The organism is Burkholderia cepacia GG4 (genome assembly GCF_000292915.1).
Taxonomy (GTDB): Bacteria; Pseudomonadota; Gammaproteobacteria; order Burkholderiales; family Burkholderiaceae; genus Burkholderia; species Burkholderia cepacia_D.
Genome location: NC_018513.1, coordinates 2383143 through 2403474 on the forward strand (window position 1 = coordinate 2383143; position 20332 = coordinate 2403474).

The window sequence follows — 20332 nt, forward strand, 5'->3', positions numbered from 1 at the left end:
AACACCCGGCGCGAAACGACCGGCCGGCGGGCCGTTTTCCAAGCGGGGTCGAAGCAGTCCCGAAGCGTGTTCCGGCCGCTTGCGCGGCGTCGGTCAGCCGGCCGCGACGCGCGCGAGCCAGCTCGCGACGCCGTCGACGGAGCGGAAATCCGCGACACTGCGCGCCGGCAGCGCCGGATACGCGCCACTCGCCATCTCGACCAACGCGCGGCCCGGGCCGAGCTCGAGAAACGCGGTCGCGCCGGCCTCGACGCACGCGGCCAGGCAGGCCGCCCACTCGACCGGCTCCGCGATCTGCCGCGCGAGCTTGTCCAGGCCCGCCTGCACATCGAGCACCGACGCGCCGTCGATCCCCGAAAACAGTCGCGTGCCGGGCAGCGGCCGGCGCACGCTCACGGCGGCCAGCAACGCGCGAAACACGGGCGCCGCCGACGCGAGCCGGCGCGTGTGCGACGCGATCCGCACGCACACGGGCGCGACGCGCAACGCACCAGCGCGCACCGCGTCGTCGGCCACCGCGTCGACGTCGCCCTGCCGCCCGGCGACGACGAACGCGTCGCCCGGATTCGCGATCGCAATCGCCGCGTCGCGGCCGTCGCACAGTTGCGCAAGCCGCGCGCGCGTCAGCCCGCGCACAAACACCATCCGTTCATCGCCGCCGCTCGCGGCATCCATCGCGCGGGCACGCGCATCGGCGAGGTCGAGCGCGTCGTGCGGATCGATCATCCCCGCGACGCTCCACGACGCGACTTCGCCGACGCTGTAGCCCGCGACGCAGCGACGCCGCGGCCACACCGCATCGAGCAAGGCGGTAGCCGCCAGCGCCTGCACCGTGCAGAGGATCTGCGCGGCGCGGTTCTCGCGCAGCGCGTCCGGCTCGGCCTGCCGCACCCAGTCGCGCGGATCGTCGCCGAGGAGCCGGCCGGCATGCGCGAACAATGCGTCGGCCTGCGGCACCGCGCCGGTCAGCTCGAACATGTCCGCGCGTTGTGCGCCTTGCCCCGAGCACAGAATCGCCAGCGTCATCGCCCCTCCTCGTCCGCTTCGAGCGCATCGACGAACACGCTCATCGCCAGCAGGTCGGCCGCGCCGCCCGGGCTCAAGCGGCGCGCGACGAATGCGCGGTGCGCGGCGACCGCGTGCAGCCGCCAGTCGCGCGCTCGCACGCCGCCGCGGGCCACGAATGCGCGCGCGGTGGCGTGCGCGAAATCGAGGCCGGCCTGGCCGCCCCGGTGCAGCAGATTCGTATCGTCGAGCGCGGCGATCAGCGCGAAGCACGCGTCGACGCGCGCGGCTTCCGGATCGTCGGGCACACTGCGCTGTGCCCGACGCAGCGCCGGCAGGCCGACACCGTACACGGTCGTGAAGCCGTCGGCCGCCTCGCGGCGCGCGCCGCCGACGCCGTAGCGGCGGCTCGCCTGTTCGCCGTGACTGTCGGGCAACCGTGGACCGCCAAGGATCTCGGTACCCCACCGCTGTGCGACGTACGTGCCGAGCGTCATCGTGCGCGCCGCCGTGCCGGGCGGCACCGTGCGCCGGCCCGCGGCCGCGCACAACAGCCCGAGCCCGAAGATCGCGCCGCGATGCGTGTTGACGCCGCCGGTCGCGGCCAGCATCGCGTGCTCCGCGCGCAGGCCGATCTTGCGCAGCACGGCCATGTCCGCGTCGTGCGCACCGGCGTCGGCGAGTTCCGCGAAATACGGTCGCAGCACGGCAGCGCTGCGCGCGAACGTCGCGGCATCCATGTCCGCATGACTGCCGGTATCGACGTGACTGACGAGCCCCGGTTTCGGATAGGTCTCGATTTCCTGCACGAGGCTGTGCTCGGCAAGTTCGGCGATGCGCTCGGCATCGGACGGCGCCGCAGCGCGGCAGGCGGCCCATGCGCTCATCGCACACCTCCCGTGAATGCGTCGACCGACATCAATTCGACGGCGATCGCCGTCTTGACTGCGACTTCGGGCAGCCGCGCGTGCAGTTCGCGCCAGTTCACGCCCGCGCCGTCGTCGCGCAGCAGTTCGCCGTCGATGCGCATCGGCGCGCGCGCGTCGATCGCCGCGAGGCCATGGAGCAGCGTCGCGAGCGCTCCGGCGTCCGGCAGCGGCAACACGATGTCGAGATCGGAAGACTCGCTCAGGTAGCGCTCGCCGGTCAGCGCCTGCCACGCGAGGCTGCCGAACACGCGGCCCTGGACGCCGCAGCGCGCGCCGAGCGCCGCCAGGTCGCGCAACGACGCCTGCCATGCGTCGGGCGCAGCGGCGAGCACGTCGGCCAACGCGGGCAGCGGGCCGACCGACGCGAGCGCGTCGGCGGCGACGTTCAGCGCGATGCGTCGCTTGCCCGCCGAAGGCGGCAGCGGCAAGCCGAGCGGCACGCGCCCGGCATCGGCCTCATCGGGCGATGCGCGGCGCACGATCAGCGGCCAGCCACGCGCGGCCCACGCGTGCACGAGCGGCTCGGCCGCCAGCGCGGGATCGCGCGCGCATGCCGCGTGCCACCCGGCCGCCTTCAGCGTGACGAGCGTGTGGCGGCGCAGGGGTGTGTCAGCGTGCGGCACGCGCGAGTGCCTCGACGCGGCGCGCGACGTCGGCCGCGACCGGCCGGCCGCGCGCCGCGCGACCATCGCTGCGATCGGCCGGCTTGGCAAGCCATTCGCCGACTTGCGCGTCGAGCGCGCGGGCCGGATCGAGCACGGCGTCGACGGCGCCCATCTTCACGAGGTTGTCGAGCCCCGGCGCGAACACCGGCGTCGAGCGCGCCATCTCCTTCAGCACGTCGATCGGCAGCTTCGTCACGCGCGACATCGAAGGCAGGTCCATCACCTCCGGCTCGGCGCCCGGCACCGCGAGCAACGTGCGCGTCGCGAGCGCGGTCGCGATGAATGCGCCCGCGGCCGTATGACCGTACAGCACGCCGATCGTCCGGTGCCCGGCGAGCTCCGCGTGCATCAGGCATTTCGCGAGATGCGACAGCCCTTCGTTCAGGCCGAGCAGTTCGTCGCGCTTGCTCATCCGCTGGCTGTCGCTGTCGACGAGCACGAGAATCGGTGTGTCGCCGCCGCGCTCGATCGTGTCGAGCACGTGCGACGCGAGCGTCACGGCTTCATCGATGCCGAACGGCAAGCGGTCGGCGACGCCGATCACGTCGACGCGCGTGCCGGCCAGGTCGGCGTGACCGGTCAGCAAGCCGCCGGTTCGCGCGATCGAATGGCCTTTGGGGAACAGCGAGGTCAGTACTTCATCGAGCGTCATGCAGCCTCCCGCCGGAGCGCCCCAAGGGGCGTAGCGGGGAATGCGCGGAGCATCGCTCCGCGCCCGCGCAGCCGGTCGGCTTTGCCAAGCCGGCCGTGGACGGCAGGCACCCCCTCGGGGGGAGCCGTGCATGGGACCGGAGTCAGCGCTAAAGCGCCAACTCCGGTCGACAGCGAACGAAGTGAACGTGGGGGTCGTTTCATTTCTGCTCCTGCAGTTGGTCGGCGAGCTTCGCGAATTCGTCGTCGGGCATGCCGGGAATTGCTTCCGGCTGATCGGCACCGAGCACACGCCACACGTCGAGCGCGTCCTGACATGCGCCGAACCGCTCAACCCGCGCTTCGAGACGCGTCTGCTCCGCGCGCAGCATCGCCGCATCGAACTTCGGCGCACGGCCGATCAGTTCGAGCGCGGCCGCGCGAAACGCGTCCGGCGTATCGGCGACGTAGCGATCCGCGTCGCCGATCAGCCGGCGATGCTTGCCGCCCATCGTGCGCCAGATCAGCGCGCGATCCTTCGCATCGAATTCCTCGACGCCGCGATTCGTCTCTATCACCTCGGGGCCGGACACGCTGATGCGGCCCTGCTCGGACACCGCGAGCGCCGAGCAGCACGCGGCAAGCAGCCCGCCGCCGCCGTAGCAGCCCGCGCGTCCGCCGATCAGCCCGATCACCGGCACGCCGGCCGCGCGCGCTTCGACGAGCGCACGCATGATCTCGGCGATCGCGAGCTCGCCCGCGTTCGCTTCCTGCAGCCGCACGCCGCCCGTATCGAACAGGATCACCACCGGCGTGCCAAGTTCGCGCGCGGCGCGCAGCAGCCCCGTGAGCTTCGCGCCGTGCACTTCGCCGAACGCGCCGCCCATGAAGCGGCCTTCCTGCGCGGCGACGAACACCGGCTGGCCGTCGAGCCGGCCGTGGCCGACCACCATCCCGTCGTCGAACTGCTGCGGCAGGTCGAACAACGGCAGGTGCGGGCTCGTCACGCGCTCGCCCGGCCCGAGAAATTCGGTGAAGCTGCCCGCGTCGAGCAGCCCGTCGACGCGCTGGCGCGCCGACGCTTCGTACCAGCTCGCGGCGTTCGCGACGAACGCGGGTGCGTCATGGATCACGTCGGTCGTCATGCGTCCCCCTCGATCGCGCGCACGGCCTGCGCGAGCCGCAGCGACACCATGTCGGGCCGCGCGCCGCCATCGTTGATCGACAGCTTCAGGCCGCCCGGCGCGCGCCGCTCGACAAAGTCCGACACCACGGCCTGCCACACCGTGCCGAAACCGACCGCCGCGGTGCGGATGTCGATCTCGCATTCATTGCCCGGCAGCATGCGCTCGACGAGCACTTCGAGATTGCCGGACGCGACCACGCCGACGAGCGCCGTGGCCCGTTCGCCCTTCGCGCGTTCGCGCGCGGTGAAGCGGTAGTTCAACTGTTCCATGCCCTCTTCCTCACCAGTTGCGGAACCGGGCCGGCGGCGCATAAAGGCCGCCCGACCAGTGCACGAGATCCTTGATCGAGCGCGCCGCGAGCCAGCGGCGATCGGCGTCGAGCGGATCGATGCCGAGATCCTCCGGACGACGGATCACGCCGCGCTCGCGCAGCCGCTCGACCATCTTGCGGTCGCGGCCGCGGCCGACGTCCGTATAACCGGCCACGCCGCGGATCGCGTGCTCGCGTTCGTCCTTGTCGCGGCACATCAGCAGGTTGGCGATCCCTTCCTCGGTGACGATGTGCGTGACGTCGTCGCCGTAGACCATGATCGGCGCGAGGTCGAGCTGCAGCTTGTCGGCGAGCTTCAGCGCATCGAGCTTCTCGACGAACATCGGCACGTTCTTGTCGCCGAACGTCTCGCCGATCTGCACGACCAGCTTGCGGCCGCGCCTGAGCGCCGCCGGCGTGTCGGGGTCGGCTTCCGCGCCGGCCTTCAGCCACGGCTCGCTCGGATGGCGCCGGCCGCGCGCGTCGCTGCCCATGTTCGGCGCACCGCCGAAACCGGCAATGCGCTCGGCCGTGACCGTCGACGAATGACCCGACAGGTCGATCTGCAGCGTCGAGCCGATGAACATGTCACACGCGTAGAGGCCGGCCGTCTGGCAGAACGCGCGGTTGGAGCGCAGCGAGCCGTCGGGGCCCGTGAACCACACGTCGGAGCGCGCGCGGATGTAGTCGTCCATCCCGACTTCGGAGCCGAAGCAGTGGATCTGCTCGACCCAGCCCGATTCGATCGCGGGAATCAGCGTCGGGTGCGGGTTGAGCGCCCAGTGCGTGCAGACCTTGCCCTTCAGCCCGAGCTTCGCGCCGTAGGTCGGCAGCAGCAGCTCGATCGCGGCCGTGTTGAAGCCGATCCCGTGGTTCAGGCGCTTGATCCCGTACGGTTCGTAGATGCCCTTGATCGCGAGCATCGCGGTCAGGATCTGGGTCTCGGTGATCGCGGCCGGATCGCGCGTGAACAGCGGCTCGACGTAGAACGGCCGGCCGGCCTCGACGACGAAATGCACGCGGTCGCCGGGAATGTCGACGCGCGGCACCTTGTCGACGATGCGGTCGACCTGCGCGATCACGATGCCGTCCTTGAACGCGGTGGCCTCGACGACGGTCGGCGTGTCTTCCGTGTTCGGGCCGGTGTACAGGTTGCCGTCGGCGTCGGCGCTGACCGCGGCGATCAGCGCGACCTGCGGCGTGAGGTCGATGAAGTAGCGCGCGAACAGCTCGAGATAGGTGTGCACCGCGCCGAGCGCGATCTTGCCGCCGAACAGCAGCTTCGCGATCCGCTGCGACTGCGGGCCCGAATACGCGAAGTCGAGACGCTTCGCGATCCCGCGCTCGAACACGTCGAGATGCTCGGGCAGCACGACGCCCGACTGCACCATGTGCAGGTCGTGCACCTTCGCGCTGTCGACGTCGGCGAGCGCCGTCGCGAGCAGGTCGGCCTGCTTCTGGTTGTCGCCTTCGAGGCAAACGCGGTCGCCGGGCCGCAGCACCGCTTCGAGCAACGCGACGGTGTCGCGCGCATCGACCCGCTTGCCGCGCGCGAAGGCCGCGCCGGCCGCGAGGCGTGCATCGCGCGCCTGCCGCGCGTGATTCCATCCCGTCATGAACAGTTCTCCCGCTTCGATGGTTCAGCGGCATTCTAAGCCTGGCGCCGCCGCCGATTGATGATGTTGACGAATGCGACTCAGAGGACGCCGCGATGGATGCGGCCCACCGGGGCCCGCGCACGCCGGTGGCTCGCGCGAGCCGCCCGGATCGCACGCGACGGCTACGCGCCGACCAGCGCGCGCGTCGTGAAGAACAGCAGCGACGGGCCGAGCAGGCAGCCAACGCCGGTATGGAACGTCGCGACCAGCGCGCCGTACGGCACGAGCCGGCGATCGGTCGCGGCGAGGCCTGCGCTCACGCCACTCACGGTGCCGGCCAGGCCGCCGAAGATCATTGCGGAGCGCGGCGTCTTCAGGCCCATGAAGTTGGCCGCGACCGGCGTGCCGACCATCACGATGATCGCCTTCACGAGGCCCGTCGCGATGCTGAGCGCGATCACGTCGGAGCTCGCGCCGATCGCCGCACCGGTGACGGGCCCGACGATGTAGGTGACGGCGCCCGCGCCGATGGTCGTCATGCTGACCGCATCGGTATAGCCGAACGCACGCGCGATGCACGCGCCGACGATGAACGGCAGCACGGTGCCGAGCAGCAGCGACACGACGCCGACGAGGCCGGCCTTGCGCGCCTCGGTCGGCTGCACTTCGAACGCGGTCGCGACGATCGCGAAATCGCGCAGCATCGCGCCGCCCATCAGGCCGACGCCGGCGAACAGCCGCACGTCGGCCAGCCCCTTCTCGCCGCCGGTGAACGCGCCGCCGACATACGCGAGCACGAGACCGATCACGATCGCGATCGCGGAGCCGTGCACGCGGCCGAACGTGAGCTTGCGCGACGCGACCGACGACAGCCACATGATCAGGCCGACCAGTGCGAACGACGCGACGAGCCCGTTGTGGGCGACGGTTTTTTCGAGCATCTGCAGCATGGCGGCCTCCGTCACTGTTCTTCGAAATGCGGCACGCCCGCGAAGGCCGTGTCGTCGCGCCCGGTGCGCACGAGTACCGCGATGCAGCATGCGCAGATCGCGACCGCGCCAACCGCCGCGAGCAGCGCGACCGGCCCGCCCTTCAGCGCGGCGACGACGTTCTGGTTCGCGGCCATCGCGACGACGACCGGGATGTACATCGCGCCCCAGAAGCCGACGCCGGCCTCGGTCTCCTTCGGCAGCCAGCCACGCCGGTGCAGCCACAGGCGCAGGCAGATCAGCAGCAGCATCGCGATGCCGACGCCGCCGACGTTGGTCTTCACGCCGATCGCGGCGCCCAGCAGGTCGCCGAGGAACAGTCCGGCCAGATGGCAGAACGCCAGCAGCGCGGTTCCGTAGATGATCATGAGTCGTCTCCAGTCTCTTCGTGACGAGCGCCTGACGTGTGCGGGAGCCAGGCCCGCACGCCGATCCCGGACGCGGACTGTCTGTCTCCTGCGACGGGGCGCCGCGGCCCGGCGGCTCGTCGTGCGAGCGCGTTCTCGGGGGTCGATGGGATGATGCGGTTTCGGGCCGGACGCCGGATGCCTTAGACTGACCGAAGCAGCCGCCGGCGCGACACGGGCTACGCGTCCGCTGCGCCCCATCTGCAAGGGCCGCACCGGGGCGTATCCGATACTAGCGCCGCATAATCCGGCCATTTATGAAGTTGTCGAAACCGATTCAGTGGATTTAGCAATGCGTCCCTTACCGCCCGAGCTGCTGCGCAGCTTCGTCGCCGTCGCCCAGTCCGGCAGTTTCACCGCCGCGTCGGAGCGCGTGAGCCTGTCGCAGTCGACCGTCAGCCAGCACATCCGCCGCCTCGAGGAACTGCTCGACCGGCCGCTGTTCGAACGCGACACGCGCAACGTGCACCTGTCGCAGCACGGCGACGCGCTGTTCCGCTACGCGGTGCGGATCCTCGAACTGATGGACGAGGCCGTCACGTCCGTGTGCGGCCCGCCGCTGTCGGGCAAGGTGCGGCTCGCGATGTCGGAGGATTTCGCGTCCGCGCACCTGACGGCCGCGCTCGCGAGCTTCGTGCAGCGCAATCCGGAAGTCGAGCTCGCGATCTCGACGGGGCTGTCGGGCGACCTGTTCGATGCGCTCGACGAAGGCCGCCACGATCTCGTGTTCGCGAAGCGCGTCGCAGGCAGCCGGCGCGGCCGCGTGATTCGCAGCGAACCGCTGTACTGGTGCACCGGCCCCGATTCGCGGATCACCGGCCACGAGGCCGTGCTGCCGCTCGCGATGCATCCGGAGCCGAGCGTGTCGCGCCGCCGGGTGCTCGAATCGCTCGAGGCGGTCGGCCGGCCTTACCGGATCGCCGTCGTGAGCAGCAGCATCGCGGTGCTGCGCGCGGCCGCGAGCGCGGGGCTCGGCGTCAGCGCGTTCGCCGGCTACGTGATTCCGGCCGGGCTCGCGCGGCTCGATGCCGGGTTGCCGGAACTCGGCGAGCTCGAATACGTGATCGACCGGCCGGCGGCCGCGTCGCGCTCGACGCTCGCGCTCGAGGCGACGCTGATCACCGCGGCAGCCGAGCTGTAGTGACCGATAGCGGTACAGATTCAGGCGCCGACGCCTGCCCGCGGCATCGCGCGCGCAACTGACGGTCTTGCCCGGCACGCGTCAGCGTCTGCGCAGTACCCGCTCGCGACAATGGGACCCATCGGAACGCACGGCAGTGTGCCGCGCGTCCGCTGTCCCGTCCCCTTGATCGGAGCCCGCCATGAATGTCTTGCGATTCGCCGTCGCGACCGCCGCAGCCGCGCTGCTGTCCCCTGCCTTTGCACAAACCGACGCCACCGCACCCGCGCAGGGCCTGACACGTGCGGAAGTGATCGCCCAGTTGAAGCAGGCCTATCTCGACGGCGAACTGCCGACGAACGACGGCAACTATCCGCCGACCGCCGCGACGCGCGCACGCAATCGCCAGTTGGTGCAGGCCGTGCAGCCCGCATGGCTCGCGCAGACGCCGCAGCCACCGCAAACGCCGGTGCAGAAATAGCGGAGCACGACCCGGCCGATCGACGGTGCGGCGGCGCGCTCAGGGCAGGAAGCTGCGACGCCGCGCGTCGATCAGCTCGACGAGCAGCCGGTCGCGCTCGGCCGCCAGCTCCTGCATCGAACGCTCGCCCTGGATCGCGCGCAGTTCGTCGGTCAGCTTGCGATCGACGGACGGATCGAACGACGGCGTGCCGAGCGCGTCCCACCACGTCGTGATCGGCCCCGACAGGTGCTCGAGGAAATGCGCGATCCCGCCCGCGCCACCGCCGAGGTGATAGGTCAGGCACTGCCCCATCAGCCCCCAGCGCAGGCCCGGGCCCCAGGCGACGGCCTTGTCCGCATCGGCGACGCTCACCACGCCTTCGCCGACGAGGTGATACACCTCGCGAAACAGCGCGGCCGCGAGTCGGTTCGCGACGTGGCCGGTCATTTCCTTGTTGAGCACGATCGTTTGTTTGCCGAGTGCGTCGTAGAACGCCTTCACGCGTGCGATCACGTCCTGGCCGGTCGCGTCGCCGCCGACCAGCTCGACGAGCGGAATCAGGTGCGGCGGGTTGAACGGATGCGCGATCATGCAGCGCTCCGGATGCTTTGCGCACGCGGTCTGGATCTCCGACATCTTCAGCCCCGACGAGCTCGATGCGATCGGTACGTGCGCGGGCAGCACGTCGTCCATCTGCCGGTACAGCGCGCGCTTCAGGTCGAGCCGTTCCGGGCCGTTCTCCTGCACGAAATCGACACCGTCGAGTGCGCGTGCCAGATCCGCGTCGAACGACAGCCGCGCGGAAAGTTCGGCGGCCCGCTCGCCGAGAAACGCGGCGAGCGCGTCGCGCAGCCGCGCGTCGGCGTCCGGTGCCGGATCGGTCGCGACGACGTCGAAGCCCTTCGTCAGATAGAACGCCGCCCAGCTCGCGCCGATCACGCCGGCGCCGACGATCGCGATGCGTTGAATGTCCATGGTTGTCCCGTGTCGTTGGTCTGCAGAACTGTCGCGGCGATTGTCGCATCGATTCGCACGGGTCCAGGTTGACGCAGGTTGCAGATGCCCTCTTGAAATGCGCGGTGGCGGCCACTAATTACACGTCGTCGGGCAGTGCTGCAGGTCACGCACCGCCCCCGTTTCGATCCCGTGGAGCCACCCGTCGCGCCCGCCGCAGGCGTCGCGCCGTCACGTCTCCCGCGTTCCCTGTCCAGGAGGACCCACATGAGCGGTATCCATTTCGGCAACGACCTGTTCGACGAATTCACCCGCGTGCAGCGGCAGATGGCGAACCTGCTCGGCGAACGCCCGTCGGGCATCCGCGCGGTGCGCCCGGGCGCCTTTCCCGCGCTCAACGTCGGCGCCACCGACGACGCCATCGAGATCGTCGCCTTCGCGCCCGGCATGGCTGCGGCCGACTTCGACGTGTCGATCGACAAGGACCTGCTGACCATCAGCGGCGAGCGCAAACCGGCACCGCGCAGCGCAGGCGACGACCAGCGCACCTATGCGCAGGAGCGCTTTCACGGCGCGTTCCGCCGCGTCGTCGAGCTGCCGCGCGACGCGAATCCCGACCAGGTCAGCGCCCGTTACGAAAACGGCTGCCTGCTGATTCGCGTCGGCCGTCGCGAAGCATCGAAGCCGCGCGCCATCACCGTTCAGTAATCTTCAGGATACCGACATGAATACGAACCCGACCCTAGCCGAGCGCCAGACGAGCACCGTTCACGCTGCCGCTGCTGCCGCCGAAGCCGCACGCCGGCCCGCCATCACGCCAGCCGTCGATATCGTCGAAGACAATCGCGGTGTCACGCTGCGGGCCGACCTGCCCGGCGTGCCGCGCGAGAACCTCGACGTGAAGGTGCACGACAACACGCTGACGATCGAAGCCGACACGCGCATCGACACGCCGGCCGACCTGCGTGTGCGACACGCCGAAGTCCGCGCGCCGCGCTATGCGCGCACTTTCGTGCTGAGCCCCGATCTCGACACGTCGAGGATCGACGCGAACCTGCGCGACGGCGTGCTGACGCTGACGATCCCGCGTCGCGAGGAAACGCGGCCGCGCCGCATCGACGTGACGGCCGGCAACCCGTAAGCGCTGGCGCACGTCGGACGCGACGCAGATGAAAAAGCCCCGCCGGGCGTGATGCCGGGCGGGGCTTTTTTTGCATCGGGCAGCCCGCGAGCGGACGCACCGTAGCCGGATTCAATCGAAATCGAAGAGGTCGAACACCGACTGCTTGCGACGCTGGCCATCGTGCCTGTAACGACCGTGCGAGCGGCCGTCGCGCCCCCAGCCGTCGTCGCGGCCGCGCGGCTCCTGCGCATCGTGCTGCGCAGGCGCCGCGTCGCGACGGGGCGGCGCAGCGCCGGTTTCGCGGGCGATCAGCTTGTCGAGTTCGCCGCGATCGAGCCACACGCCGCGGCAGGTCGGGCAGTAGTCGATCTCGATCGACTGGCGCTCGGCCATCAACAGGTCGGGCGTCTTGCAGACAGGACATTTCATCGCGTTGCTCCTTGGGTTGAACATTCCGCATCCGAGGTGATGCCGGCCACGGCCGGCTTCCGCCCCGCCAATTCAGTGACCTTCGACCCGCGCCGCACGCTTCGCCTTCGCGCGCCGCGCCAGCATGTTCAAGCCCTCGACGAACGCCGAGAACGCCATCGCCGCGTAGATATAGCCCTTCGGCACGTGCGACCCGAAGCCTTCCGCGATCAGCGTCATGCCGATCACGACGAGGAACGACAGCGCGAGCATCACGACGGTCGGGTTGCGGTCGATGAAGCGTGCGAGCGGCTGCGCGGCGAACAGCATCACGGATACCGCGACGATCACCGCGACGAACATGATCGGGATGTGCTCGGTCATGCCGATCGCGGTCACGATGCTGTCGATCGAGAACACGATGTCGAGCATCACGATCTGGCCGATCGCGGCCCACACCGTCAGGCCGGCCGCGCCGCCGGACGCGCCGGCGCCGTCGCCGTCATGCGACACGTGATGATGCATCTCGGTGGTCGCCTTCCACACGAGGAACAGGCCGCCCGACAGCAGGATCAGGTCGCGCCACGAGAACGCGTGATCGAACAGCGAGAACACGGGCTCGGTGAGGCTCGCGATCCACGCGACGCTGCCGAGCAGCGCGAGGCGCATCACGAGCGCGAGCGCGATGCCGAGGCGCTGCGTGCGGGCGCGCTGCGCTTCGGGCAGCTTGTTGCTGAGGATCGAGATGAAGATCAGGTTGTCGATGCCGAGCACGACTTCCATCACGACGAGCGTCAGGAGCGCGGCCCAGACGGCGGGGTCGGCGGCAAGCGTCAGCAGGTAGTCCATGAAAAGGGCCGATACGAAAGTGGAAAGCCCGATGATAGGCGGCCCCCGGCTTCGGAAAAATCAGAGAGAATCTGATCTTTTATTCGGTTTTTACGAAGTATTGATCCGATGCTGAATTTCCGACATCTGTACTATTTCTGGGTCGTCGTGAAGGAAGGCGGCTTCGCGCGCGCCGCCGGGCGGCTCGACATGGCCGTGCAGACGATCAGCGCGCAGGTGCGCGAGCTCGAGAAGTCGCTCGGCCACCAGCTGCTGCGCCCGGTCGGGCGCGGCGTCGCGATGACCGATGCCGGGCAGGCCGCGTATGCGCGCGCGGAGGCCATCTTCGAGATGGGGCGACTGATTCCCGACGAAGTGCGCGCGGCGGCCAGCCAGCCGACCGTGCGGCTCGCGGTCGGCCTCGCGGACGGGATCTCGAAGCTCGCCGCGCATGCAATCCTCGCGCCGGTGCTCGACACGCCCACGCTGCGGCTGCTTTGCCACGAGGGCGAGCACGATGCGCTGCTCGCGGAGCTGGCGCTGCACCATCTCGATCTGGTGCTGGCCGGCCAGGGCGCGCCGTCGGGTTCGAACCTGCGCGTGACGAGCGAGCGGCTCGTCGCGTCGCCGGTCGACTGGTACGGGCCGGCGGCACTCGTCACGCCGGCCGCGCGGCAGCGCTTTCCGCAGTGCCTCGCCGAGTTGCCGGTGCTGTTGCCGACCGCCCATTCGGCGCTGCGCGCGCGCCTGGACCGGTGGCTCGAACGCGAGCGGATCGTACCCCGTTTGACCGGGGAATTCGAGGACAGCGCGCTGATGGCCGTGTTCGCGGCGCGCGGGCTCGGCGTGTTTCCGCTCAGCGAACTCGGCGCGAACGACGCGTCGCTGCTGCGCGGGCTGCGCCGGCTCGGCCGGGCGGGCGACGTGACCGAAGAGATCCACGCGATCCGCTCGCGGCGCGGGGAACACCACCCGCTGGCGTCGCAATTGCTCGCCGCCGCGCGGCCGGCGCCGGCCGGCTGAAGCAAGCGCGACATCAAACGAAACTATAATGACGCCCCGGCCATACGAGATTGCCCCGCACATCGCACCGGCACCGCCGTTGCGCGGCGTGCGTGCGCTGCCCCCGCAGCCCCGCGCGGCATCTCGCCGAGCCTTATGAAAGACGCCATGCACAACCGATTTCGCCTGTTTTCCGTTTCGTGCGCGCTCGCGGCCGCGACCGTGCTGGCGGCGTGCTCATCGCCGCCCAAGCCGATCTACCAGCAGGAACAGTTCGATGCGACGAGCAGCCCGTACGCGCACACGTTCCACTCGAAATACGACGCGGCCTGCGAGGCCGCGCGTCGCGCGCTGCTGAGCCAGGGCTATGTGGTGTCATCGTCGCGCAACGACGCGGTCGACGGCAGCAAGAATTTCCAGCCGAACAACGACATGCACGTCGTGATCGAGTTTCACGTCGTGTGCGCGGACGCAAACGCGGACGGCTCGTCGAGCATCGCGTACGTGAACGCGGTGCAGGACCGCTACACGCTGAAGAAGTCGAACACGTCGGCGAGCGTCGGGCTCAGCGTGTTCGGTTCGCTGTCGCTGCCGATCGGGTCGAGCGACGATGCGCTCGTGAAGACCGCGAGCGAGACGATTCCCGCCGGCGTGTTCTATGAACGCTTCTTCAATCTCGTCGAGCATTTCCTGAAGATCGATCCGGCCCGCCGCGATCGCGCGACCGTGAAGGCTGCCGAGAAGGAGCCCGTCACGCCGCTGCCCGAACCCGCACCGACGCCGCAGGGCGAGCCGATGAAGATGACGACGCCGCTCGTGCCGACCCCGCCGGCCGCGCCGGTGCCGCTGTCGGTGCCGGGCGTCGCGCCGGCATCGGGCGCGTCCGTCATGCCAGCCGTGCCCGCTGCAGCTTCGGCCGTGGTGGCGCCGTCGGGGGCGATGCGGAGTGTCGTGCCGGCTTCGGCTTCGATGCCTGCTTCGGCTTCGATGCCTGCTTCGGCTTCGGTGCCGGCTTCGGCTTCGGTGGCTGCTTCGGCTTCGGTGGCTGCTTCGGCTTCGGTGGCTGCTTCGGCTTCGGTGCCTGCCTCGGCTTCGGTGCCTGCCTCGGCCCCAGTGGCCACCTCAGCTCCAGCCCCCGCTTCAGCTTCGGCACCGCCGTCGAAGCCGGCCGCCGCCGCGCCTTCGAACACCGCTCCGACGTCGACGAACCTGACCCCCGCGCCTGCTGCCGCCGACCCCGTCGCCTCGTCCGCACCGATTGGTGCCAGCACACCGGCCGCGAACTGACCGGCGTGCCCTTCCCGCCGCGCCGTGCGCCATCGCGCGCGGCGCGCTGCGAGTCCCTTTCCCCGTCATCCTTCGAGCAACTGACCGTACATTCGGTCAGCGATTACGCGCGCTCGTCGTAACGTGACCGCCGATCGGGGACAATCCGCCACGGCAGACCACGCCAACCCCGGATGCGCGGATCGCCGCAATCGATCCCGCCCCACTGTCATCCGGCGGCTACGCCATCGGCTTCCTCGCTGTCCGGCCGCCCGGCGTCACGGGTCACGGGTCACGGGTCACGGGTCACGGGTCACGGGTCACGGGTCACGGATCACGGATCACGCGTCACGCGGCTTGGCGCGTTACCGCAACGTCGCGTTCAGCGTCTGCAACTGCTCGACCGTCGCCGTCACGCCGCCGCAGACGATCACCGCGATGTCCGATGCCGCCGCGAGCACCGGCACCGACTGTTCGAGCGCGGCCAGCGCGGCGCCGCACGCGGGCTCGACGACGATCCGGTGCTCGTCCAGAAACCGCAGCGATGCCGCCACCGCCTGCGCGTCGGACACGACGACCGGGTGAATCGCGTGCCGCGTCGCCCATTCGACCGCCGCGTCGCACGGCCGCTTCGCGCCGAGCGACGTCGCGATGCTCGTGATCGCCGGCAATTCGACCGGGCGCCCCTGCGCGACCGAGCGGGCGTAGCAGTCGGCGCCTTCCGTCTCGACCGCGACGACCGGCACGTCGTGCCAGCCGTTGCGCGCGAGCCCCTCGAGCACGCCGCACAGCAGCCCGCCGCCGCCGACCGCGAGCACGACCGCGTCGGGCTTCGGGCCGGTCGCCGCCATCTCGTCGATCATCGTCGCGTGCCCTTGCCACAGCACGGGATCGTCGAACGGATGCACGAACGCGTCGTGCTCGCCGACGGCCGACAGCGCGAACGCGTTCGCCTCGGCCCAGCTCGCGCCGTGCACGACCACCTCCGCGCCCTCGACACGGATCAGCTCGCGTGCGCGGGCCGATGCGCTTTCCGGCACGACGACGAGCACCGGCAAGCCGAGCTCGCGGCCGCAATATGCGACCGCGATGCCCGCATTGCCGCCCGACGACGACACGAACCGGCGCGCGCCAGCGGCATGCCGCGCTTCGCACACCGCCCCGATCCCGCGCAGCTTGAACGAACCGGACGGCTGCAGCGCGTCGAGCTTCAGCCGGATGTTCGTGCCGAGCCGGCGGGACGCGATCTGCGAGCGAATATAGGGGGTCTGGATATGGAGCGGCATGGTGCGGGACACGATGGGGACTGGGGGAACGCACGTGCCTGCGGACAGGCACGGCAACGGCGACCATCGTACGGCACGCGCGCCATGCTTTCCAATACCATCGACTGGTATTTGCTATGCTTTACAGGTATATCCATCGAATCCGAACGGGAGCCGCTAGCGCATGCGCCAGATCGAACTGCGTCACCTGCGTTACTTCGTGGCGGTCGCGCAAGCCGGCAGCGTGATGGCCGGCGCCCGCGCGGCCGGGATTGTCCAGCCCGCACTGTCGCGGCAGATCCGCGAACTCGAGGACGCGATCGGCACGCCGCTGCTGATCCGCCGCGCGACGGGCGTCACGCTCACGGCGGCCGGCGCGAGTTTCCTGCAGGACGCGACCGGCCTGCTGGCGACGTTGCAGGACAGCCGCGAACGCGCGTTGCGCAGCGCGGCCGGTCAGCTCGGCGAACTGCGGCTCGGCGCGCTGCCGAACTGCCTGCCGCTGCCGGTCGTCGCGAACGTCCTCAAGGCGTTTCGCGACGCGTGTCCGGACGTGAAGCTGTCGATCGCGCCGATGTTGTCGGCCGAACAGGCGGCAGCGCTGATGCGCGGCCAGCTCGACGGCGGCATCATGGCGTGGCGCCGTGACGAGGCGCCCCATCTGTCGGGCGTGCGGCTGTTGAGCGACCGCTTCGTGCTCGCGATGCCCGCGCCACCCGGCGACCGCTTCCACGCGCCGCGCACGCTCGCCGACGTCGCGCACGAGCCGTTCGTATGGTTCGATGCGCAGCGCTCGGCCGCGCACCACCGCTTCCTGATGGCCCAGTGCGACCAGGCCGGCTTCACGCCGCGCATCGCGCAGGTCGGCAGCGACATCCCGACGCTGATCGGTCTCGTCGCGGCCGGCATGGGCTGCGCGTTCGTGCCGGAAAGCGCATCGCCGACGTGCCCGCGCACCGTCCGGCTCGTCGCGCTCGACGAGCTCGCGAACCGCTTCGACATCGAGTTCGTGTTCGACGGCGCGGCGACGCCGCCCGCTCCCGTCGTTGCGCGGTTTCTCGCGGCCGTGCGCGACGCGACGGGCCGCGCGGACTGACAGCCCGCCACCCGCGAGCCCGCGACACCATCCGCATACGCACGATCGCCCGATGGCCGATGCGGCCGGCTGCGCAACCACGACGCAGGATGCGCGGCTTCGCTGGCATCACGCATCAAACGTCTGCTTGAGCACACAAAATATCTTTCAAAATAATGACAGCAGATGCCGCAGCGCCCGGTATTTTTAAATTGGCACCAAAAACAGCCGTTTAACGTCATTTCGAATGCTTAAGCCGCGAAATATACTGCGCGCGCATCCACAACCCTCGTGCCAAAGAGAGGATGCCTTGCTGCCCCGGTCACGGTCCCCCTGTGACCGGGGATTTTTTTGGCCGTACGCCGCACCGGCAAAGGGTTGGCAGGAATGCCGAGATGCTCGCGCCGCATCGCGTCGACAGACGGCGGCAGGACCGGGGCGAAACGCCGATCCAATCGTGCCTCGGGCCCGCAAGGCCGGTTCGTCCGATGCCGAAAACCTTTCGCGCGACACGGGTTCGCTCGAACGCACGGCCAGCCACGCAGCCGGCGGCTGCCCGACGAAGCGCCGGAAGCCACGCCCGGCGGGCCGCACAGGCAGGCCGCCCCGGCCCAGCATTCTTGACATGAAATCAAGATAATTTCGCCCGCATGCGGCTTTTTCCGCAAAAGTAATGCAGGCACACTTCACCCTGTCCACAACGGCCCGGTGCCGTTGCCCAACGCTTACAGGAGCTCATCGCGTGAACACCACGACTTCTTCTCCTTCCCGCCCGGGCGGCAGCGCCGCGCTGCCGCTGCTGGCGCTCGCCGCCGGTGCGTTCGGCATCGGCACGACCGAGTTCTCGCCGATGGGCCTGCTGCCCGTGATCGCCGACGGCGTGCACGTGTCGATTCCGAAGGCCGGCATGCTGATCAGCGCGTACGCGATCGGCGTGATGGCCGGCGCCCCGCTGATGACGCTGCTGCTCGCGCGCTGGTCGCGCCGCTCGGCGCTCATCGCGCTGATGTCGATCTTCACGATCGGCAACCTGCTGTCGGCCGTCGCGCCGGATTACACGACGCTGCTGCTCGCACGGCTCGTGACGAGCCTCAACCACGGCGCGTTCTTCGGGCTCGGCTCGGTGGTCGCGGCCAGCCTCGTGCCGCGCGAAAAGCAGGCAAGCGCGGTGGCCACGATGTTCATGGGCCTCACGATCGCGAATGTCGGCGGCGTGCCGGCCGCCACCTGGCTCGGCCAGATCATCGGCTGGCGCATGTCGTTCGCGGCGACCGCGGTTCTCGGCCTGATCGCGATCGCCGGCCTGTTCGCCGCGCTGCCGAAGGGCGAAGCCGGCAAGATGCCGAACCTGCGTGCCGAACTGTCGGTACTGACGCGCCCGGTCGTGCTCGGCGCGCTCGGCACCACGGTGCTCGGCGCCGGCGCGATGTTCACGCTCTACACGTATGTCGCCCCGACGCTCGAACACCTGACCGGCGCGACGCCTGGCTTCGTGACCGCGATGCTCGTGCTGATCGGCGTCGGCTTCTCGATCGGCAACATCGCCGGCGGCCGCCTTGCCGACCGCTCGCTCGACGGCACGCTGACCGGCTTCCTGCTGCTGCTGATCGCGACGATGGCCGCGTTTCCGCTGCTCGCCAGCACGCACGTCGGTGCCGCCGTCACGCTGCTGGTCTGGGGTGTCGCGACGTTCGCGGTGGTCCCGCCGCTGCAGATGCGCGTGATGCGTGCCGCACACGAAGCACCGGGCCTCGCCTCGGCCGTCAACATCGGCGCGTTCAACCTCGGCAATGCGCTCGGCGCGGCAGCCGGCGGCGCAGCGATCTCGGCCGGCTACGGCTACGCGGCCGTGCCGCTCGTCGGCGGGCTGATCGCCGCGGCCGGGCTCGCACTGGTCGCACTGCAGGTCGTGCAGCGCCGCCGCGCACCGGTCGCCGCGAACTCGTAAGCGCACCGCGACCCGCAGGGTGCCGAGCCACGGCACCACCATTGAAAAACGCCCGCGTCGGGATCCCGACGCGGGCGTTTTTGCTGACGGGCCGCGCGGCGCGGCCGCTGCTTCGACGGTTCAGCGCGCGGCGGCGAACCCGCCGAAGAAGGCGCGCGCGTTCGCGTCGAGGCTCTCCAGGTGGTAGCCGCCCTCCTGCACGATCACCGTCGGCAACCCGAGCGCACCGAGCGCGCCGCCGAGCCGCCCGAACCCGTCGGTCGTGACCGCGACCTGCGATTGCGGGTCGTCCTTGTAGATGTCGAAGCCGAGCGCGAGCACGAGCGCATCGGGCTGGAACCGCGCGAGCGCGCGCAGCGCGTCGTCGAGCCGCTCGAAGAACGTCGCCTCGGGTGCGCCATGCGGCATCGGCAGGTTCAGGTTGAAGCCGTCGCCGGCCCCCGCGCCCGTCTCTTCCTCGTAGCCCGCGACGACCGGGTAGAAATTGGTCGGGTCGCCGTGGATCGACACGTACAGCACGTCGTCGCGGCCGTAGAAAATCTCCTGCACGCCTTGCCCGTGATGCATGTCAGTGTCGAGGATCGCGACCCGGCGATGGCGGCCGAGCAGCGCCTGCGCGGCAATCGCCGCGTTGTTCAGGTAGCAGAACCCGCCGGCCGCATCGCGGCGTGCGTGATGGCCGGGCGGCCGGCACAGCGCGTACGCGTCGCGCGCGCCCTCATTCACGTCGGCCGCGGCCGCGAGCGCGCTCTGCGCAGACCAGTACGCGGCGCGCCACGTGTTCGCGCCGACCGGGCAACTGCCGTCGGCCAGGTAGCGCGCGGCTTTCGCGAGCACGCCGCGCAGCGGGTTCGGGTCGCGCACGAACACGTTCGACATCACTTCGTCGCCCCAGTCGTCGGGCATCCGTTTCCAGTCGCGGTGCGCTTCCTCGAGAAAGCGCAGGTAGTTCATGTCGTGCACGGCCGCGATCGGCGCGGTGCCGCGGTCAGCGGGCTCGCACACGGCGAAGTCGAGCAACCGGACGGCCGCGACCAGCCGCGCCGCGCGCTCGGGCACCTCCTGCGGCTCGCGCATCCTGCCGCGCGACAGGTAGGTGCGCGGATGGTGCAGCAACTGTTCGGGGTGGAAATAGGTTTTCATCGGGGGTCCTCGTCGGT

At 70.1% G+C, this 20332-nt stretch carries 22 protein-coding genes; 8 read left to right on the top strand and 14 right to left on the bottom strand.

The window, feature by feature from the left end:
• Nucleotides 1-93 precede the first annotated feature (93 nt).
• The 9 genes from mdcH to madL all read right to left on the bottom strand — a co-directional run bounded on the left by mdcH (nucleotide 94) and on the right by madL (nucleotide 7681).
• Nucleotides 94-1026 (bottom strand): malonate decarboxylase subunit epsilon, encoded by a 933-nt coding sequence (gene mdcH, locus GEM_RS10845; protein WP_014897449.1) that lies wholly within the window; start codon nucleotides 1024-1026, stop codon nucleotides 94-96.
• Complete coding sequence (mdcB, locus tag GEM_RS10850) at nucleotides 1023-1892, bottom strand: triphosphoribosyl-dephospho-CoA synthase MdcB (RefSeq protein ID WP_014897450.1); 870 nt, start codon at nucleotides 1890-1892, stop codon at nucleotides 1023-1025. The genes mdcH and mdcB overlap by 4 nt, the downstream gene beginning before the upstream one ends.
• Complete coding sequence (mdcG, locus tag GEM_RS10855; RefSeq protein ID WP_014897451.1) at nucleotides 1889-2557, bottom strand: malonate decarboxylase holo-[acyl-carrier-protein] synthase; 669 nt, start codon at nucleotides 2555-2557, stop codon at nucleotides 1889-1891. The genes mdcB and mdcG overlap by 4 nt, the downstream gene beginning before the upstream one ends.
• Nucleotides 2544-3251 carry a biotin-independent malonate decarboxylase subunit gamma gene (gene mdcE / locus GEM_RS10860; RefSeq protein ID WP_014897452.1) on the bottom strand — a complete coding sequence of 236 codons (708 nt, stop codon included), beginning with the start codon at nucleotides 3249-3251 and terminating at the stop codon, nucleotides 2544-2546. The genes mdcG and mdcE overlap by 14 nt, the downstream gene beginning before the upstream one ends.
• A gap of 199 nt (nucleotides 3252-3450) precedes the next feature.
• Nucleotides 3451-4374, bottom strand: coding sequence for a biotin-independent malonate decarboxylase subunit beta (locus tag GEM_RS10865; protein WP_014897453.1), 924 nt, complete (start codon nucleotides 4372-4374; stop codon nucleotides 3451-3453).
• Complete coding sequence (gene mdcC, locus GEM_RS10870) at nucleotides 4371-4685, bottom strand: malonate decarboxylase acyl carrier protein (RefSeq protein ID WP_014897454.1); 315 nt, start codon at nucleotides 4683-4685, stop codon at nucleotides 4371-4373. Before mdcC ends, GEM_RS10865 begins: the two co-directional genes overlap by 4 nt.
• 10 nt (nucleotides 4686-4695) lie before the next feature.
• On the bottom strand, nucleotides 4696-6342 hold the full coding sequence (gene mdcA / locus GEM_RS10875; protein WP_014897455.1) for a malonate decarboxylase subunit alpha: 1647 nt from the start codon (nucleotides 6340-6342) through the stop codon (nucleotides 4696-4698).
• Between the two features lie 164 nt (nucleotides 6343-6506).
• Complete coding sequence (gene madM, locus GEM_RS10880) at nucleotides 6507-7274, bottom strand: malonate transporter subunit MadM (RefSeq protein ID WP_014897456.1); 768 nt, start codon at nucleotides 7272-7274, stop codon at nucleotides 6507-6509.
• 11 nt (nucleotides 7275-7285) lie between these two features.
• The gene (madL, locus tag GEM_RS10885) at nucleotides 7286-7681 is read right to left on the bottom strand and encodes a malonate transporter subunit MadL (protein WP_014897457.1); all 396 of its coding nucleotides are present in this window, start codon (nucleotides 7679-7681) and stop codon (nucleotides 7286-7288) included.
• 331 nt (nucleotides 7682-8012) lie between these two features.
• Here madL and GEM_RS10890 point away from each other — a divergent pair, with 331 nt between their 5' ends.
• Together GEM_RS10890 and GEM_RS10895 are read left to right on the top strand one after the other, a co-directional pair.
• The gene (locus GEM_RS10890) at nucleotides 8013-8861 is read left to right on the top strand and encodes a LysR substrate-binding domain-containing protein (RefSeq protein WP_014897458.1); all 849 of its coding nucleotides are present in this window, start codon (nucleotides 8013-8015) and stop codon (nucleotides 8859-8861) included.
• Nucleotides 8862-9042: 181 nt separating this feature from the next.
• Nucleotides 9043-9321 carry a DUF4148 domain-containing protein gene (locus GEM_RS10895; RefSeq protein ID WP_014897459.1) on the top strand — a complete coding sequence of 93 codons (279 nt, stop codon included), beginning with the start codon at nucleotides 9043-9045 and terminating at the stop codon, nucleotides 9319-9321.
• Nucleotides 9322-9360: 39 nt separating this feature from the next.
• Here GEM_RS10895 and GEM_RS10900 read toward each other — a convergent pair whose 3' ends face one another.
• A complete protein-coding gene (locus GEM_RS10900) occupies nucleotides 9361-10278 on the bottom strand; it encodes a 3-hydroxyacyl-CoA dehydrogenase NAD-binding domain-containing protein (protein ID WP_014897460.1) in 918 nt (305 codons plus the stop codon).
• A gap of 246 nt (nucleotides 10279-10524) precedes the next feature.
• Here GEM_RS10900 and GEM_RS10905 point away from each other — a divergent pair, with 246 nt between their 5' ends.
• Nucleotides 10525-10965, top strand: coding sequence for an Hsp20/alpha crystallin family protein (locus GEM_RS10905; protein ID WP_014897461.1), 441 nt, complete (start codon nucleotides 10525-10527; stop codon nucleotides 10963-10965).
• A gap of 16 nt (nucleotides 10966-10981) precedes the next feature.
• A complete protein-coding gene (locus GEM_RS10910; RefSeq protein WP_014897462.1) occupies nucleotides 10982-11398 on the top strand; it encodes an Hsp20/alpha crystallin family protein in 417 nt (138 codons plus the stop codon).
• A gap of 111 nt (nucleotides 11399-11509) precedes the next feature.
• Here the strand turns inward: GEM_RS10910 and GEM_RS10915 are convergent, their stop codons facing one another.
• A complete protein-coding gene (locus GEM_RS10915; protein WP_014897463.1) occupies nucleotides 11510-11809 on the bottom strand; it encodes a zf-TFIIB domain-containing protein in 300 nt (99 codons plus the stop codon).
• Nucleotides 11810-11881: 72 nt separating this feature from the next.
• Nucleotides 11882-12637, bottom strand: a complete 756-nt coding sequence (locus GEM_RS10920) for a TerC family protein (RefSeq protein WP_014897464.1) — start codon at nucleotides 12635-12637, stop codon at nucleotides 11882-11884.
• A gap of 108 nt (nucleotides 12638-12745) precedes the next feature.
• Here GEM_RS10920 and GEM_RS10925 point away from each other — a divergent pair, with 108 nt between their 5' ends.
• Nucleotides 12746-13639, top strand: coding sequence for a LysR family transcriptional regulator (locus GEM_RS10925; protein WP_014897465.1), 894 nt, complete (start codon nucleotides 12746-12748; stop codon nucleotides 13637-13639).
• 147 nt (nucleotides 13640-13786) lie between these two features.
• Nucleotides 13787-14905, top strand: a complete 1119-nt coding sequence (locus GEM_RS10930) for a DUF2242 domain-containing protein (protein WP_014897466.1) — start codon at nucleotides 13787-13789, stop codon at nucleotides 14903-14905.
• 344 nt (nucleotides 14906-15249) lie between these two features.
• On the opposite strand, the gene GEM_RS10935 is transcribed toward GEM_RS10930, so the two are convergent.
• Nucleotides 15250-16170: a pyridoxal-phosphate dependent enzyme gene (locus GEM_RS10935; RefSeq protein ID WP_014897467.1), complete on the bottom strand. Its 921-nt coding sequence runs from the start codon at nucleotides 16168-16170 to the stop codon at nucleotides 15250-15252.
• A gap of 163 nt (nucleotides 16171-16333) precedes the next feature.
• On the opposite strand from GEM_RS10935, the gene GEM_RS10940 reads away from it, so the two are divergent.
• Together GEM_RS10940 and GEM_RS10945 are read left to right on the top strand one after the other, a co-directional pair.
• The gene (locus GEM_RS10940) at nucleotides 16334-17245 is read left to right on the top strand and encodes a LysR family transcriptional regulator (RefSeq protein ID WP_014897468.1); all 912 of its coding nucleotides are present in this window, start codon (nucleotides 16334-16336) and stop codon (nucleotides 17243-17245) included.
• A 721-nt stretch (nucleotides 17246-17966) separates the two neighbouring features.
• Nucleotides 17967-19172 (top strand): MFS transporter, encoded by a 1206-nt coding sequence (locus GEM_RS10945; protein WP_014897469.1) that lies wholly within the window; start codon nucleotides 17967-17969, stop codon nucleotides 19170-19172.
• Nucleotides 19173-19292: 120 nt separating this feature from the next.
• Here the strand turns inward: GEM_RS10945 and GEM_RS10950 are convergent, their stop codons facing one another.
• Nucleotides 19293-20315, bottom strand: coding sequence for a histone deacetylase family protein (locus GEM_RS10950; protein WP_014897470.1), 1023 nt, complete (start codon nucleotides 20313-20315; stop codon nucleotides 19293-19295).
• Nucleotides 20316-20332: the final 17 nt, after the last annotated feature.

Excerpts from the sequence above, each read along its gene's own strand:
- GEM_RS10935 (WP_014897467.1), bottom strand. The coding sequence starts at position 16,170 with ATGCCGCTCCATATCCAGACCCCCTATATTCGCTCGCAGATCGCGTCC.
- mdcA (WP_014897455.1), bottom strand. The coding sequence starts at position 6,342 with ATGACGGGATGGAATCACGCGCGGCAGGCGCGCGATGCACGCCTCGCG.
- GEM_RS10865 (WP_014897453.1), bottom strand. The coding sequence starts at position 4,374 with ATGACGACCGACGTGATCCATGACGCACCCGCGTTCGTCGCGAACGCC.
- GEM_RS10900 (WP_014897460.1), bottom strand. The coding sequence starts at position 10,278 with ATGGACATTCAACGCATCGCGATCGTCGGCGCCGGCGTGATCGGCGCG.
- madL (WP_014897457.1), bottom strand. The coding sequence starts at position 7,681 with ATGATCATCTACGGAACCGCGCTGCTGGCGTTCTGCCATCTGGCCGGA.
- GEM_RS10905 (WP_014897461.1), top strand. The coding sequence starts at position 10,525 with ATGAGCGGTATCCATTTCGGCAACGACCTGTTCGACGAATTCACCCGC.
- mdcH (WP_014897449.1), bottom strand. The coding sequence starts at position 1,026 with ATGACGCTGGCGATTCTGTGCTCGGGGCAAGGCGCACAACGCGCGGAC.
- GEM_RS10890 (WP_014897458.1), top strand. The coding sequence starts at position 8,013 with ATGCGTCCCTTACCGCCCGAGCTGCTGCGCAGCTTCGTCGCCGTCGCC.
- mdcC (WP_014897454.1), bottom strand. The coding sequence starts at position 4,685 with ATGGAACAGTTGAACTACCGCTTCACCGCGCGCGAACGCGCGAAGGGC.
- GEM_RS10950 (WP_014897470.1), bottom strand. The coding sequence starts at position 20,315 with ATGAAAACCTATTTCCACCCCGAACAGTTGCTGCACCATCCGCGCACC.
- madM (WP_014897456.1), bottom strand. The coding sequence starts at position 7,274 with ATGCTGCAGATGCTCGAAAAAACCGTCGCCCACAACGGGCTCGTCGCG.
- GEM_RS10940 (WP_014897468.1), top strand. The coding sequence starts at position 16,334 with ATGCGCCAGATCGAACTGCGTCACCTGCGTTACTTCGTGGCGGTCGCG.
- GEM_RS10910 (WP_014897462.1), top strand. The coding sequence starts at position 10,982 with ATGAATACGAACCCGACCCTAGCCGAGCGCCAGACGAGCACCGTTCAC.
- mdcE (WP_014897452.1), bottom strand. The coding sequence starts at position 3,251 with ATGACGCTCGATGAAGTACTGACCTCGCTGTTCCCCAAAGGCCATTCG.
- mdcB (WP_014897450.1), bottom strand. The coding sequence starts at position 1,892 with ATGAGCGCATGGGCCGCCTGCCGCGCTGCGGCGCCGTCCGATGCCGAG.
- GEM_RS10925 (WP_014897465.1), top strand. The coding sequence starts at position 12,746 with ATGCTGAATTTCCGACATCTGTACTATTTCTGGGTCGTCGTGAAGGAA.
- GEM_RS10920 (WP_014897464.1), bottom strand. The coding sequence starts at position 12,637 with ATGGACTACCTGCTGACGCTTGCCGCCGACCCCGCCGTCTGGGCCGCG.
- GEM_RS10895 (WP_014897459.1), top strand. The coding sequence starts at position 9,043 with ATGAATGTCTTGCGATTCGCCGTCGCGACCGCCGCAGCCGCGCTGCTG.
- GEM_RS10915 (WP_014897463.1), bottom strand. The coding sequence starts at position 11,809 with ATGAAATGTCCTGTCTGCAAGACGCCCGACCTGTTGATGGCCGAGCGC.
- GEM_RS10930 (WP_014897466.1), top strand. The coding sequence starts at position 13,787 with ATGCACAACCGATTTCGCCTGTTTTCCGTTTCGTGCGCGCTCGCGGCC.